We start from the raw sequence: 12,163 nt of genomic DNA on the forward strand, positions 1-12,163 counted from the left end.
TCGCCTCATGCGCGCCCAAAGAGAAGAATGAAGTTGTTCGCGGGCATGTCCATGATTTTTTTGAGCGCGATATTGTGTGCGTTGGCGGCGCGTTCGAGATCACGCACGTCCTTAAGGCCCCATTCGGCGATCTTGGGCGCGAGGATCTCCTGATCGAAGGCGGCGTTTGACTCGGTCGTATAACTGCCGTCAACCTTGAAGGGCCCGTAGATCGCGACAAAGCCATCCTTCGTCAACACGCGATCGGCGACTTGAGCGATGCCGTCACAGATCGAGACCGGCGCGACCTGGAAGAGGTTCACGACGAAAATGCCGTCGTAGAGCCGATCGCTCGCGCTGGGCCAGGTCTGGGGTTCAGTCAGATCGATTTTGATGGGATCGAAGATATTCTTGCTGCCCGCTTCGTCGCGCTTCTTCTTGATCGAATCGAACACTTCGACGTCATAGTCAGAAGGCTGAAACGACAGATTCGGGAAATGCGGCGCGAAATAGTTGATGTGGTTGCCGGCGCCGCTCGCAAGTTCCAGCACATTGCCGCTGTTCGGAAAGATCGCTCTGAACATGCTGAGAATCGGATCACGATTTCGATTCCCCGCCCAAGCGACATAGGGGCTGAGCGGATGCGGATCGATCGGCGGACGGTCTGCAGGCACATTGATGGACATGGCGGTCCTCCTCGGCTTTCCTCGACGCTTGCGCCGCTTCGCCCGTCTGCGCGGAAGCGTCGAACGCTTCGCGGCCTTCATTTTTGGATCTTGTTCCGGCCCAAGCCGCCGGAAGCTTTATCGATTGTCTGCGACGCGGTAAAATTCGAAAATCTTATGAACTCATTCGGGGAACTAAAACCCTAGACGTGCTGCGTCGACGCGTTCGAAACAGCAGACTCAATTCTCAAGAGGCGCCGACAGGATGGTCAACCTCAAGTCTTTCGACCTCAATCTGTTGCTGGCGCTGAAGGCGCTTCTCGAAGAGAAGAACGTGTCGCGCGCCGCAGAAAAGCTATGTCTGAGCCAGCCCGCCATGAGCCATATTTTGCGCCGGCTGCGTGACCAGCTCGACGATCCCATACTGGTGAAATCCGCATCGGGTTTGGTCCCTACGGCGCGCGCGCTTGCGCTGCTGGAGCCGACGGCGGCCGTGCTTCGGGAGATCGAAAGGATCGTCGAACCGCCGCCAGAATTTGATCCGGCGACCAGCCGCCGACGCTTCGTGATCTCCACAAGCGACTACGTCGGGTTCGCCCTGTTGCCGACGCTTGCCGAGTCGATGATCCGCATCGCCCCGCATATCGAGGTGCATATTCGGCAGCCGATAACAGGGCCGCCCCACATCGTGCTCGAGAAAGACAATATCGATCTGGCGATCGGCTTCGACGCAATCTTCGGCGGCACGCCACATGTCTGCTCGCAGGCATTGATGGGCGAGAGCATCGTTTGCCTCACAAGAAAATCGAACGCGCAAGTCCCGGGCGATGAAATCAGTCTGGCGCAATTTCTGGAAGGCAAGCATGTGCTGATCAGCTGGCGGGAAGCCGGGACGGGCCTGATCGACGACAGTCTCGCGAAGCTGGGACTACGTAGAAACGTATTTCTTGTTCTGCCGAACTTTTTGACGACGCCCTGGATTCTCGAGAAGACCGACCTCATGCTCTGTCTGCCACAAAGGATGGCCGAGCAGTTCGTACAGCTGGCTCCGCTCAAAATCCTGCCGATCCCGATCGACCTGCCGCGCTATGAGTTGATGATGCTTTGGCATCCGCGCCACGAAAAAGATCACGCGCATATGTGGCTGCGGGAACGCGTGCGGATGGCCTGCCCCCGCGATAGCGGCAACGATGCGAACGCCGGCGCTGGCGCCAAGGCGCACATTCACTAAGACGAATTTTGCGAAGCGTAATTCAGCGTGCCGCGCTGCAATGAAGGCTTATCGGAATCCCAGTGACGACGCACGGCTCAGCATTCTTAAATTTCGAAACAAACGGTCCTCGTCCGCCGTGCGCGCTTGAGCAAATCGCCTTGGCTTATCGAGCCCCTAGCATCGCTGCGGGAGAGCGACCGGAAAAGTGAGCCGCAAGGCAGTTCCCATGGGACTCGGCGTGATCTCCAAAGCTCCACCAAGGTGCGCGGCAATATCATGCATGAGCGTGAGGCCCTTTCCTGAAATTTCGGTCGACTGGGACGATGCTCCTATCGGAAAGGGCGCCCCGTTGTTTTCAACGACAAGCTCGACCTCGCCCCGGAAACACCGGACGCGCGTTTCGATCCTGCCCTTCTCGAGACCGACGAAGGCGTATTTGAGAGCATTTACCGTCGCTTCGACGACCACAAGCCCGACGCTTTTGGCGCGCGCGCGGTCAATTTCGAAATTCCCGTCTATGGTCACGATGCTCTCATAACGGCTGTCAAAGGCCGAATGCAGAGTTTCAGCGAGAAGCCTAACGAAAGAGCCGAGGCTGCAAATCTCGTGCTCATTCGTATCGAGCGCGCCGTGGAGCGCGGCGGTCGCGCAGATGCGCGAAACGCAAATGTCGCAGTGTACCGGATGGCCACACTGTCTCCGCTGCGCGGCAAAGAGAGCCGATAAGACCTGCAATTCGTTTCTGATCCGATGGCAAACCTCTTCGTAGCGCTGCTGCGACGCGGCCAGCTGCGCTCTCAGCGAGGCTATTTCCCGCCTCAATTCCGGCGGTCCGTCTGATGCAACGTTCAAAAGGATTATGCCTCAATCCTGTAAGTTGTTTTGATATCAAGCAAATTCATCTTGGCTCTTTTGTGTTCAGATATTTTTCGAAGCAAACTCAGTCGTGTAGGTCGCATTGTGGAGAGGGTCAGAGGCGACGCGCACGCGCTGGCTACGATTCCCTGTTCGGCGAAAAGAACACGGCCATTGGGAGTTGGTCCTTGTTCTTTTCGTCTTCCCGGACCTCACCGGTCAGCGACTCAACCAAAGCCGCACTAAGTCCTGAAGCGGACAGTGACTCAGTCAGCACGACATCCGCTCAGGGTCGCGACCCCCTTCGTCCATGGCTCCTTCGCGCCTAGATCGGGCGCGAAGCGAACGTCTTCGCGGCATTGCGATACGCAACTGCGGCGGCGGCGGCCTTCAACATCAACAGCGTCGCAAAGGCGCCGAAATTGATGAAAAAGATTCTTGAGACGACCGGCGCGGTGAAATGATCGACGCCGGGTCCTGTCGCCGCCGTGACCGCCAAAATCAGGCTCTCATAGACGACGAAGGCCGAAAGGAAAGCGGCGAGACCGCCGGCGAAACCAGGAAAACGGCGCGCAAGCAGTCCGGCGCTCTCACAAGACAGCAAAGCGATGACGCCAAGTGCGCCGCCCCAAAACAGCGTCATCGCGTCCGTCGGATAATGCAGGAAAAGAAATCCCACGGTCTGATTGGCGAACCAGACCGCGCCCGTCAGCAGCAGGGCTTCGCGACGCGCAGTGGTGAGCGCCGCGACGGCGGCGAAGCCCGCGAGCGGCAAGGCGCACGCCCAACCGAAGCTGAAAACAATGCTGGCGGCGATGAAGGTCGCGGCCCAGAAGATGCGGCGGTTTGTCGTCGTAAGAGTGGAAAGCATCAGCGACATGAGGTTTCTCCTTTCAAGTGAACACTAAGGAAGTCGAATTCATTAGCGCGGCGCGTCAGTCGCCTCGCGACCGGCCTGCTGAACGATCGATCGGATCGGGTTCGTGCAGGCCGAACCAGCGCGCGCGCAATTTGTCCCACAGCGCGAGGCGCGACCAATCCGGTTCTTTGAGGACTTTGTCCGTCTCGGCGTCGAGAAAGGGATTGGGCAGCAGCACGGTGATCTGCTGTTCGCCGGCGCCGTTGAACAGCTGCAGTCCCCACGACATCGGCACGCAGCTTGTGTTTCGCCGGCGATAGAGTTCGGCGCGCGACGTGCGTCTGAGCTGTGCAAGTTCGGGCGACGTCGGCCGCGCGCGCGATCCCTTGTTCTCGCCGATGCAGACGTGAAAATGCGTGACGCCGAAGGCGACGGTGAGATAGCCGTCGAGCAGCCTGATGCGCGTCGGCGCGCGATCGGCGTGGATCTCCCACGCCGCGCCTTGAATGATCGGCCCGAAGACGATCTCGCGCCAGTGATGTTCGAACAGGTCGCGAAACAGTTCTTCAAGACTCGCCGTATCTAGCGGCAGCGAGAAGACGTCGAGCGCCGCGCCGTCGGGCTCGACGACGCGCCTTGGCATTATGTCTGTAGTGGCTTCCATATCGATCTCCCTGCCGTTCATTCGTCACCAGGCGTATTTCACGCCGCCATAGAAGGCGCGCGCCGTCGTCGAATAATTGTAGACTTCCTCGTAGAGCGCATTGCCGACATTCTCGATGCGCCCATGCAGCGTCAGCGAGTCTGTCAGCTTGTAATTCGCGAAGAGATCGAGGCGCACATAGGGCGCGAGCATCACGCGCTTATTGAAGATGAAATCCAAATCATGCGCGGCGCCGACGATATTGGCGCGCGCCTCGAGTTCGAGACCCGGCGCGCCGGTATAGATGACCGACCACATGCCCTTGTGGCGCGGACGGCGCAAAAGCGTGCGTCCAGCGTAGATGCTGCCCTCGTCATCATCGAGATTTCGCGCGGCGAGAAAGGTGTAGCTTCCGCGCAACAGCAGAGCGCCGGGCACGAGAGCAGCTTCGCCCGAAAATTCGACGCCGCGCGTATCCGCGCGCCCGACGTTGAAATAGCAGCCGAAGATCTGGGTCGACGCGCAACTCTCTGCCTTTCCGAATTGAACAAGATTTTCGTAGCGATTGGCAAAGACCGAGACGGAGGCCGTCGCGACGCCGCCAAAAAAACTCTGATCGACGCCCGCGTCGAAGCCGAGCACGCGTTCGGGCGCGAGCGACGGATCGCCGTACTGGCTGAACCGCTGATAGAGCGAAGCGGTTTTTGCGCCGGTCGCCGCGGAGCCGCGCAGCCGCATGCCGATCTCATCGATGCGGAAATTCGCCATCGTCCGCCAGGTGAGAAACGTTTGGTTCTTGCTCACCGCATCGGCGCGGCCCCCATAGGAAATATCGAGGCGATCGAAGAGCGTGAATTGATGCTGCGCATAGCCGGACCATGTCGTCTGGACGGCGCGCGTCGGCGCGTAATCATCGACGATCCAGGCTTCGCGCGAATTCTGCGCCGTCTCGGTTTCGACGCGCGCGCCAAGCGTCGCGAGACCGAGCGACCCCAGCGCGATGTCGCTTTGATATTCGACGCCCCTGCGCCCGCCGAGATAGCCGAAGCGGCAGTTCTGCGATGTGAAAGTCAGCATGTCGAAACAGGCTTGTGTCATCCAGGCGTCGCGATTGCCGCGATTTGCGTAGAGCGTCAGCCGGTTGCGCAGAATCTTGTCGAACATATCGGCGCCGAGCCGCACATAGCCCTGCATGAAGGTCGCATGCTGATGATTGAAAGGATCGAAGACGCTGAAAGGACTGAAGGCGTAGGGATTGTCGTAACGAATAGCGCTGTCGTAGCCCGCAAGGCCCGCCTCGATCCGCGCATCTTCGGTGAGTTCATAGCCGATGCGCCCGGTGACGCCGACATTGTTCGTCGGATCATTGGCGGGCAGCGGCGGCAGCGGCGTCGTCTGATCGCCGATGAAGATCGGACGTTGCTGACGATAGCCGTAGCGCGGGAAGCCATCGGCGTGCAGGCCGGAGATCGACAGCGCGTAGGACCCCCGACCGTCGGCGCCGGAGATCGACGCGCGCGACGACGACGTTCCATAGGAGCCGCCCTCCGACATGAGCCAGCCTTGCGGCGCGCCCTTGCCGCGACGCGTAATGATATTGATCACGCCGCCCATCGCGTCCGAGCCATAGAGCGCCGATTGCGGACCACGCAGCACTTCGATTCGCTCGATGTCGGTTGGAATGAGCTGGCCGAAATCGACCGAACCGTCCGTGCTCGTCGGATCGCCAATGCGAATGCCGTCGATCAGCACCAATGTCTGACCGGGCGTCGAGCCGCGCAAAGCGACAGAGGTCTGTGTTCCAGGCCCGCCATTCGAGTAGACGTCAAGTCCCGGCACGCCGCGCAAAACGTCATTGAAGCCGAGCGATCCGCGCTTCTGGATATCACGCGCATGAATGACGCTGACCGAGGCGCCAGTGCTCGATGCCGGCTGCTCGACGCGCGTCGGCGTGACGACGGTTTGATCTTCAACGTCGGCGGCGGGCGAGCCTGGCTGCGCCGGACTTAACGGGCCGACCTCGATGACAGGCAGGGATTGCTGGGCGGAAGCGACGGAGGCGGAGAGGGATAAAGACAACAGAAATGCGCCGCGCAAGGCGGGGCTCTGAATGTGGATATGCATGCGCGTAGACTCGCAGCGAGACGTGGGCCGTCACTGCGAAGGTCTTTGCCCACACGCCGACAAGGCGAGAGGCATCGGCCGCATCGGTGCACCCCGCCCGACGCTTTCGCGCGTGACCACGAAGCGACGGCAGGTCTCCTGGCTCGCGGGTTGTCGCCTCGGACCGCCTTCCCAGAGCCTTATGGCTCCAGTGGCTTAGTGGTCGTCGGCTCGCCGCTTACAGTTGCGGGGGCAGCCGCGGAATTGCGCACGAAGCTGCGCGCTCACCGCATTCCCTTTTTGATCCCGTTAGGAACCGTCTGCCGCGAAATAGAGTGCCGATCGCACGTCAAGTCAAGAGCTTTGCCGTAGCCGATCGCTTTACGCCGCCGCGAGCGCGTGCAACACCCGCGCCCAGGAGCGCGTTCCCTTGTGAAACGACGCGTAGGAATATTTCTCGTTCGGCGAATGAATGCGGTCATCGTCATGCGCGAAGCCGATCATCAGCGAATCCATATTGAGGTCGCGCTTGAAGGCGCCGACGATCGGGATCGAGCCGCCGCAGCCGGCGAGCACCGCTTCCTTCTCCCATTCTTCCGCAAGCGCGCGGCGCGCGCGATTGAGCGCCTCCGAGCCGAAGGGAAGTTGCAAAGCGTTCGACGCGCCATGTGAAATGAATTCGGCCTTGGCGTCGGTTGGCAGACGCTCGCGCACAAAACTACGGAAGCTTTCCAGGATTGCTTTGGCGTCCTGCTTGCCGACGAGGCGGAAGGAAAATTTCGCCGACGCCTGCGCCGGCAGCACCGTCTTCGATCCTGCGCCTGTGTAGCCGCCGATGATTCCATTCACGTCGCAGGTCGGGCGCGCCCAGATCTGCTCGATGATGCCGCGGCCGGTTTCGCCGCCAACGCGCGAGAGGCCGATCTCCGAGAGCCATTTGGCCTCATCGAAGTCGATGGCGCGCCATTGCTCGGCGATGTCTTCGGGAATCTCCGGCACGCTGGCGTAGAAGCCCGGCAGCGTCACCTTGCCCTCGATGTCATGCAGATCGGCGATGATTTTCGCCAGCACATGAATCGGATTCAGCACCGGCCCGCCGAACATGCCGGAATGCAGATCATGGCTCGGCCCTTTGATGATCACCTCTTCGAGCGCGAGCCCGCGCAGCATCACCGTGATCGCCGGCGTCGACGCGTTCCACATGCTGGTGTCGCAAACGAGCGCGAGATCGGGCGCCGAGAGTTCGTCCTTATGCGCGGCGAGAAAGCCTGGAAGCGAGGGCGACCCCGTCTCCTCTTCGCCCTCGAACAGAAAAGTGACGTTGCAGGGCAGACCGCCATTCGCCTCGAAAGCGCGGCACGCCTCAACGAACGTCATCAACTGGCCTTTGTCGTCGGAGGCGCCGCGAGCGACGATGTCCTTGCCGTCCTTGCCCTCGGTCAGCCGCGGCGCGAAGGGCTCGGTTTCCCACAGTTCCAAGGGATCCGGCGGCTGCACGTCATAATGGCCGTAGAACAGCACATGCGGCGCATCCTTGCGCTTCGCCTTGGCGTGGCCGACGACGATCGGATGGCCGGGGGTCTCGCGCACTTGCGCTTCGTAACCAAGGCCGTTGAGCTGATCCTTGAGCCAGTTCGCCGCGCGCAGGCATTGCGCGCTATAGGCCGGATCGGTCGAAACGGAGGGAATGCGCAGAAGATCGAACAGGCGTTCTCTCGAAGCGTCGAGATTAGCGTCTATCGTATTGAGGACGGCTTCGATCGCGGCCATGAATCGGCTCCTCGGTGAGAAGCCGAAACTAATGCGGATGCATGGCGAGGGGAAGGCGCGGCGCGTGTTTCACCTCCCCCTTGAGGGGGGAGGTCGCGCTGCGCAGCAGCGCGGGTGGGGGTGACATTAAGAGACGAGAGATAGAAAGACGATCACCCCACCCCGGCGCTTCGCGCCGACCCTCCCCATCAAGGGGAGGGTGTTTACGCAAGCTACTCTGGTTGCTCACGCGCTCGGCGCGAGCATATTCTCCGGCCGCACGATTTCGTCGAATTCGACTTCCGTCACCTTGCCGGACGCGAGCGCTTCTTCCTTCAGGCTCGTGCCGTTTTTGTGCGCCGCGCGGGCGATCTTCGAGGCCGCGTCATAGCCGATCTTCGGCGCGAGCGCGGTGACGAGCATCAGCGAGCGATCGAGGAAGCGCTTAATGTTGGCCTCATCCGCTTCAATGCCGTCGACGCAGCGTGCGACGAAACTGTTGATGCCGTCGGCCAGCAGGATCGTCGATTCGAGCAGCGCGAAGCCGACGACCGGCTTCAGCACATTGAGTTCGAGATGGCCCTGCGAGGCGGCGAAGGTGATCGTCGAATTGTTTCCGAAAACGCGCGTGCACACCATGGTCAGCGATTCGACCTGGGTCGGATTGACCTTGCCCGGCATGATCGACGAGCCGGGCTCGTTCTCGGGAAGCCTCAGTTCCCCGAGGCCGGCGCGCGGCCCAGAGCCGAGCAGGCGAATGTCGCTCGCGATCTTGTAGAGGCCCGACGCCAGCGCATTGAGCGCGCCATGCGCGAAGACGATCGCATCGTGCGTGGCGAGCGCTTCGAATTTGTTGGGCGCCGAAACAAAAGGCAGTCCGGTCTGCTCGGCGATGTCGGCGGCGACCTCTTCGCCAAAGCCCTTGAAGGTGTTGACGCCCGTGCCAACCGCCGTCCCGCCCTGGGCGAGCTGCAGAAGATCGGCGAGGGTCGTTCTGATGCGCCTTTCCGCGTATTCGGCCTGCGCCGCATAGCCGGAAAACTCCTGGCCGAGCGTCACCGGCGTCGCATCCTGCAGATGGGTGCGGCCGATCTTGATGATATTGGCGAATTTCACCGCCTTGGCGTTGAGCGAAATATGCAGCCGCTCGACGGCGGGAATCAGCCGACCGGAGATCGTCGTGGCGCCGGCGATGTGAATGGCGGTCGGGAAACTGTCGTTCGACGACTGCCCGAGATTGACATGATCGTTCGGATGCACCGGCGATTTCGAGCCGCGCGGCGCGCCGAGCATTTCATTGGCGCGGTTGGCGATCACCTCATTGACGTTCATGTTCGTCTGAGTGCCGGAGCCGGTCTGCCAGACGACGAGCGGAAAATGCTCGTCGAGCTTGCCGTCGATCACCTCGCGCGCGGCGACGACAATCGCGTCGGCGATTTTTGGCTCGAGCAGGCCCTTCCTGGCGTTGACCTTGGCGGCCGCAAGCTTGATGCGCGCCAGCGCATGCACGATCTCGATCGGCATGAGATCGCCGCCGATCGGAAAATTCTCCCGCGAGCGTTCCGTCTGCGCGCCCCAATACGCCCAGGACGGGACGGCGATATCGCCGAAGGAGTCGCGTTCAATTCTCTGATCGTCGGTCATCGGATGGCTCGCATGAAAGGGCGCGTTTCGCGCGCTTCCCTATGCGGCATTTCCGAGTAGCGTTCAATCGCGCGTGGCGGCGGAGAGCTGCTCGGCCGAGGACCATTCGCGCGGCTCGGCGGTCGGAGGCGCCGCCATCAGCTCGGAGAGCCGATTGCGGGCGCGGTTCACCCGGCTCTTCATCGTGCCCGGCGCGCAGCCGCAGATTTGAGCAGCTTCCTCATATGACATGCCGGACGCGCCGACCAGGATCAGCGCTTCGCGCTGATCCAGCGGCAATTTTTGCATCGCGTCGCGGAAGTCGAGAAAATCCATATGCGCGTGCTGCGATTCCGGCGCGACCAATCTTCCGGCGATCAGACCGTCGGGATCGGGCGCCTCGCGGCGGCGCTTGCGAAATTCGCTGTAATAGATGTTGCGCAGAATCGTGAACAGCCAGGCGGTGAGATTGGTGCCTTCCGAAAACGTCGCGAGGCTGCCCCAAGCCTTGACCAATGTTTCCTGAACCAGGTCGTCGGCGCGATCGGAGTTTCCGCAAATCGACACCGCGAAGGCGCGCAAGCTCGGGATGGCTGAGATCAGATCAGCCTTCAGTCCCTGTCCTGCTAAATGCGCTTCTTCGCTTGCCTTCACTCACTCTTCCTCGGCGCGCTTGACGTCGCCGGGGAGGATAGCACATTCGTTTCGAGTTGGTTCAAAAGTTTCAGAAACCGATCGGGAACCGGTTGAGCCGCGACATCGTCGTAGAGATTGCGAAGCTCCTTTCCGATCGAGTCCTGGAATTCCACCGGCCGCTGTCGCAGGACCGGTTGTGCGCCGCAGCGCGCCTCCCCTACTCCTCGGCGACGATCGCCGAATTCGTCACGTGTCATCACCCACCCTGCAAACGTCTCCACCCTTCGAGGGCCCGGTTTGGAAGAATACCGCCCGTCGCTTGCGAAAGCATCGTCGTCTGCTTTCGCGCGCGCAACTATATTCTCCGGATTCTTATTCCCCATGGAGCCCTCTATTTTAATATGCATGATTTCTGGAGCCGCCGCGTTATACTGCGCCGCAAGGACGATAGGCAAAACGCACCGCTGAAGGATTGGTTCCCTAAAATGCCGAGCAGTTTTGACGTATTGTCCAAGTTTTGAATCTGCTTAGCTCGCACTCCTCTCCTCTGCGAGGCTAGATGCTGCTGGAGTTGTAAGACATGTCGGCGTCAAAGGAAATTTCAGCGCATATTCCCTATTTGAGACGGTTTGCGCGCGCCTTGGTCGGCGATCGCGAGGGTGGCGACGCCTATGTGTTGGCCACTCTCGAAACCGTTGTCGCGGAGCCAGGACGCATCACAGATTCCGATGACCTGCGCATCGCCGTATATCGTCTGTTCCTTGACGTCTGGGCGGCGTCGCCGATTAACGACCACACCGACCGCTCCGGCGCGCTGGCGGAAAGCGGCCGTCGCAATCTCGACGCCATTTCGCTGAAGCCGCGAATCGCCTTCTTGCTGCAGGCGCTCGAAGGCTTCGATCTCGACCAGATTGGCCAGACTCTAAAGGTTTCGGAGATCGAGGCTGGCGCCCTGATCGAGGCGGCGAACGGCGAGATCGCCGACCAGATCGCGACCGACGTGCTGATTATCGAGGACGAGCCCCTGATCGCCCATGACCTGAGAAGCATCGTCGAGGAGCTGGGACATCGGGTGGTCGGCATGCCGCGCACGCACGCCGAGGCGCTGGCGGCCATCCAAGAAGGCAACCCGGGACTGATTCTCGCCGATATCCAGCTCGCGGACGGCAGTTCCGGGCTCGACGCCGTAAACGAGATCCTCGTCTCTCTGTCCATCCCGGTGATTTTCGTCACCGCCTACCCTGAGCGGTTCTTGACCGGCGAGCCGCCCGAACCGGCCTTTCTGATCGCCAAACCCTTCAATGTCGAAAGCCTGAAGGCCGTCATCAGTCAGGCGCTGTTTTTCGAACGCCGCGCCGGACGCCGCGAACAAAGCGCGCCTCAGATCGGCATGTGAATCTCTGATCTTATTGCAAACATTAATTTTTTGCCCCGCGCCTGCCCGTCGGAAGGATCGTTCGGGACTGCAAAGATAAATCGCCGCCTCCCAGAAACATTGGCCGACCCGGCGAGTTATAGCCGAAGGTGCTGGGAAACTACGAGAGGCGGCCCATGGAGGAGAATAAAAAATCCAGTCGCGGTTTTGCGTCAATGGATCCCGAAAAGCAGCGGGCCATCGCACGCAAGGGCGGCCAGAGCGTTCCTGACGAGAAGCGAAGTTTCTCGCAGAACCCTGATCTTGCGGCCCGCGCAGGGCGCAAGGGCGGTCAAAGCGTGAATCCGGCCAAGCGGAGCTTCTCGCGCGATCATGCGCTCGCTTCGGAAGCCGGCCGCAAAGGCGGACACGCCTCGCATGGAGGCGGCGCCCAAAAACGCAGCGCGCCGCTCTAAGGAGCGGC

At 60.9% G+C, this 12,163-nt stretch carries 12 protein-coding genes and 1 riboswitch; of the genes, 3 read left to right on the forward strand and 9 right to left on the reverse strand.

Translation table 11 applies throughout. The annotated features are described in order from the left end of the window. Window positions 1-5: 5 nt before the first annotated feature. Window positions 6-665, reverse strand: a complete 660-nt coding sequence (locus tag EHO51_RS14355; RefSeq protein WP_124739454.1) for a DUF938 domain-containing protein — start codon at window positions 663-665, stop codon at window positions 6-8. 244 nt (window positions 666-909) lie between these two features. On the opposite strand from EHO51_RS14355, the gene EHO51_RS14360 reads away from it, so the two are divergent. Next, the gene (locus EHO51_RS14360; RefSeq protein WP_124739455.1) at window positions 910-1,875 is read left to right on the forward strand and encodes a LysR family transcriptional regulator; all 966 of its coding nucleotides are present in this window, start codon (window positions 910-912) and stop codon (window positions 1,873-1,875) included. 156 nt (window positions 1,876-2,031) lie between these two features. Here EHO51_RS14360 and EHO51_RS14365 read toward each other — a convergent pair whose 3' ends face one another. From EHO51_RS14365 to EHO51_RS21325, 8 genes are all read right to left on the reverse strand, one after another. Continuing rightward, window positions 2,032-2,709 carry a sensor histidine kinase gene (locus EHO51_RS14365; RefSeq protein WP_124739456.1) on the reverse strand — a complete coding sequence of 226 codons (678 nt, stop codon included), beginning with the start codon at window positions 2,707-2,709 and terminating at the stop codon, window positions 2,032-2,034. Window positions 2,710-3,037: 328 nt separating this feature from the next. Beyond that, window positions 3,038-3,592: a hypothetical protein gene (locus tag EHO51_RS14370; RefSeq protein ID WP_124739457.1), complete on the reverse strand. Its 555-nt coding sequence runs from the start codon at window positions 3,590-3,592 to the stop codon at window positions 3,038-3,040. Between the two features lie 55 nt (window positions 3,593-3,647). Then, the gene (locus EHO51_RS14375; protein ID WP_245434609.1) at window positions 3,648-4,235 is read right to left on the reverse strand and encodes a DUF7676 family protein; all 588 of its coding nucleotides are present in this window, start codon (window positions 4,233-4,235) and stop codon (window positions 3,648-3,650) included. Window positions 4,236-4,259: 24 nt separating this feature from the next. Next, the gene (locus EHO51_RS14380) at window positions 4,260-6,338 is read right to left on the reverse strand and encodes a TonB-dependent receptor plug domain-containing protein (protein ID WP_124739459.1); all 2,079 of its coding nucleotides are present in this window, start codon (window positions 6,336-6,338) and stop codon (window positions 4,260-4,262) included. A gap of 110 nt (window positions 6,339-6,448) precedes the next feature. Next, a riboswitch (cobalamin riboswitch) is annotated at window positions 6,449-6,653 on the reverse strand. A 45-nt stretch (window positions 6,654-6,698) separates the two neighbouring features. After that, complete coding sequence (locus EHO51_RS14385) at window positions 6,699-8,087, reverse strand: M20/M25/M40 family metallo-hydrolase (RefSeq protein WP_124739460.1); 1,389 nt, start codon at window positions 8,085-8,087, stop codon at window positions 6,699-6,701. A 225-nt stretch (window positions 8,088-8,312) separates the two neighbouring features. After that, entirely contained in the window at window positions 8,313-9,710 is a 1,398-nt protein-coding gene (fumC, locus tag EHO51_RS14390) for a class II fumarate hydratase (protein WP_124739461.1), read from the reverse strand. 63 nt (window positions 9,711-9,773) lie between these two features. Beyond that, entirely contained in the window at window positions 9,774-10,343 is a 570-nt protein-coding gene (locus EHO51_RS14395) for a sigma-70 family RNA polymerase sigma factor (protein ID WP_124739462.1), read from the reverse strand. Then, on the reverse strand, window positions 10,340-10,732 hold the full coding sequence (locus EHO51_RS21325) for a NepR family anti-sigma factor (protein ID WP_124739463.1): 393 nt from the start codon (window positions 10,730-10,732) through the stop codon (window positions 10,340-10,342). The genes EHO51_RS14395 and EHO51_RS21325 overlap by 4 nt, the downstream gene beginning before the upstream one ends. Before the next feature lie 173 nt (window positions 10,733-10,905). Between EHO51_RS21325 and EHO51_RS14405 the strand changes: the two genes are divergently transcribed. Both EHO51_RS14405 and EHO51_RS14410 read left to right on the forward strand, forming a co-directional pair. Beyond that, on the forward strand, window positions 10,906-11,721 hold the full coding sequence (locus EHO51_RS14405) for a response regulator (RefSeq protein ID WP_124739464.1): 816 nt from the start codon (window positions 10,906-10,908) through the stop codon (window positions 11,719-11,721). A gap of 155 nt (window positions 11,722-11,876) precedes the next feature. Next, complete coding sequence (locus EHO51_RS14410; protein WP_014891685.1) at window positions 11,877-12,155, forward strand: general stress protein; 279 nt, start codon at window positions 11,877-11,879, stop codon at window positions 12,153-12,155. The last annotated feature ends 8 nt before the right edge of the window (window positions 12,156-12,163 follow it).

The sequence above is a fragment of the Methylocystis rosea genome (genome assembly GCF_003855495.1).
Lineage (GTDB): Bacteria > Pseudomonadota > Alphaproteobacteria > Rhizobiales > Beijerinckiaceae > Methylocystis > Methylocystis rosea_A.

Coding starts and splice junctions, on each gene's coding strand:
- EHO51_RS14385 (WP_124739460.1), bottom strand. CDS start 8,087: ATGGCCGCGATCGAAGCCGTCCTCAATACGATAGACGCTAATCTCGAC.
- EHO51_RS14375 (WP_245434609.1), bottom strand. CDS start 4,235: ATGGAAGCCACTACAGACATAATGCCAAGGCGCGTCGTCGAGCCCGAC.
- EHO51_RS14405 (WP_124739464.1), top strand. CDS start 10,906: ATGTCGGCGTCAAAGGAAATTTCAGCGCATATTCCCTATTTGAGACGG.
- EHO51_RS14410 (WP_014891685.1), top strand. CDS start 11,877: ATGGAGGAGAATAAAAAATCCAGTCGCGGTTTTGCGTCAATGGATCCC.
- EHO51_RS14380 (WP_124739459.1), bottom strand. CDS start 6,338: ATGCATATCCACATTCAGAGCCCCGCCTTGCGCGGCGCATTTCTGTTG.
- fumC (WP_124739461.1), bottom strand. CDS start 9,710: ATGACCGACGATCAGAGAATTGAACGCGACTCCTTCGGCGATATCGCC.
- EHO51_RS14355 (WP_124739454.1), bottom strand. CDS start 665: ATGTCCATCAATGTGCCTGCAGACCGTCCGCCGATCGATCCGCATCCG.
- EHO51_RS14360 (WP_124739455.1), top strand. CDS start 910: ATGGTCAACCTCAAGTCTTTCGACCTCAATCTGTTGCTGGCGCTGAAG.
- EHO51_RS14370 (WP_124739457.1), bottom strand. CDS start 3,592: ATGTCGCTGATGCTTTCCACTCTTACGACGACAAACCGCCGCATCTTC.
- EHO51_RS21325 (WP_124739463.1), bottom strand. CDS start 10,732: ATGCATATTAAAATAGAGGGCTCCATGGGGAATAAGAATCCGGAGAAT.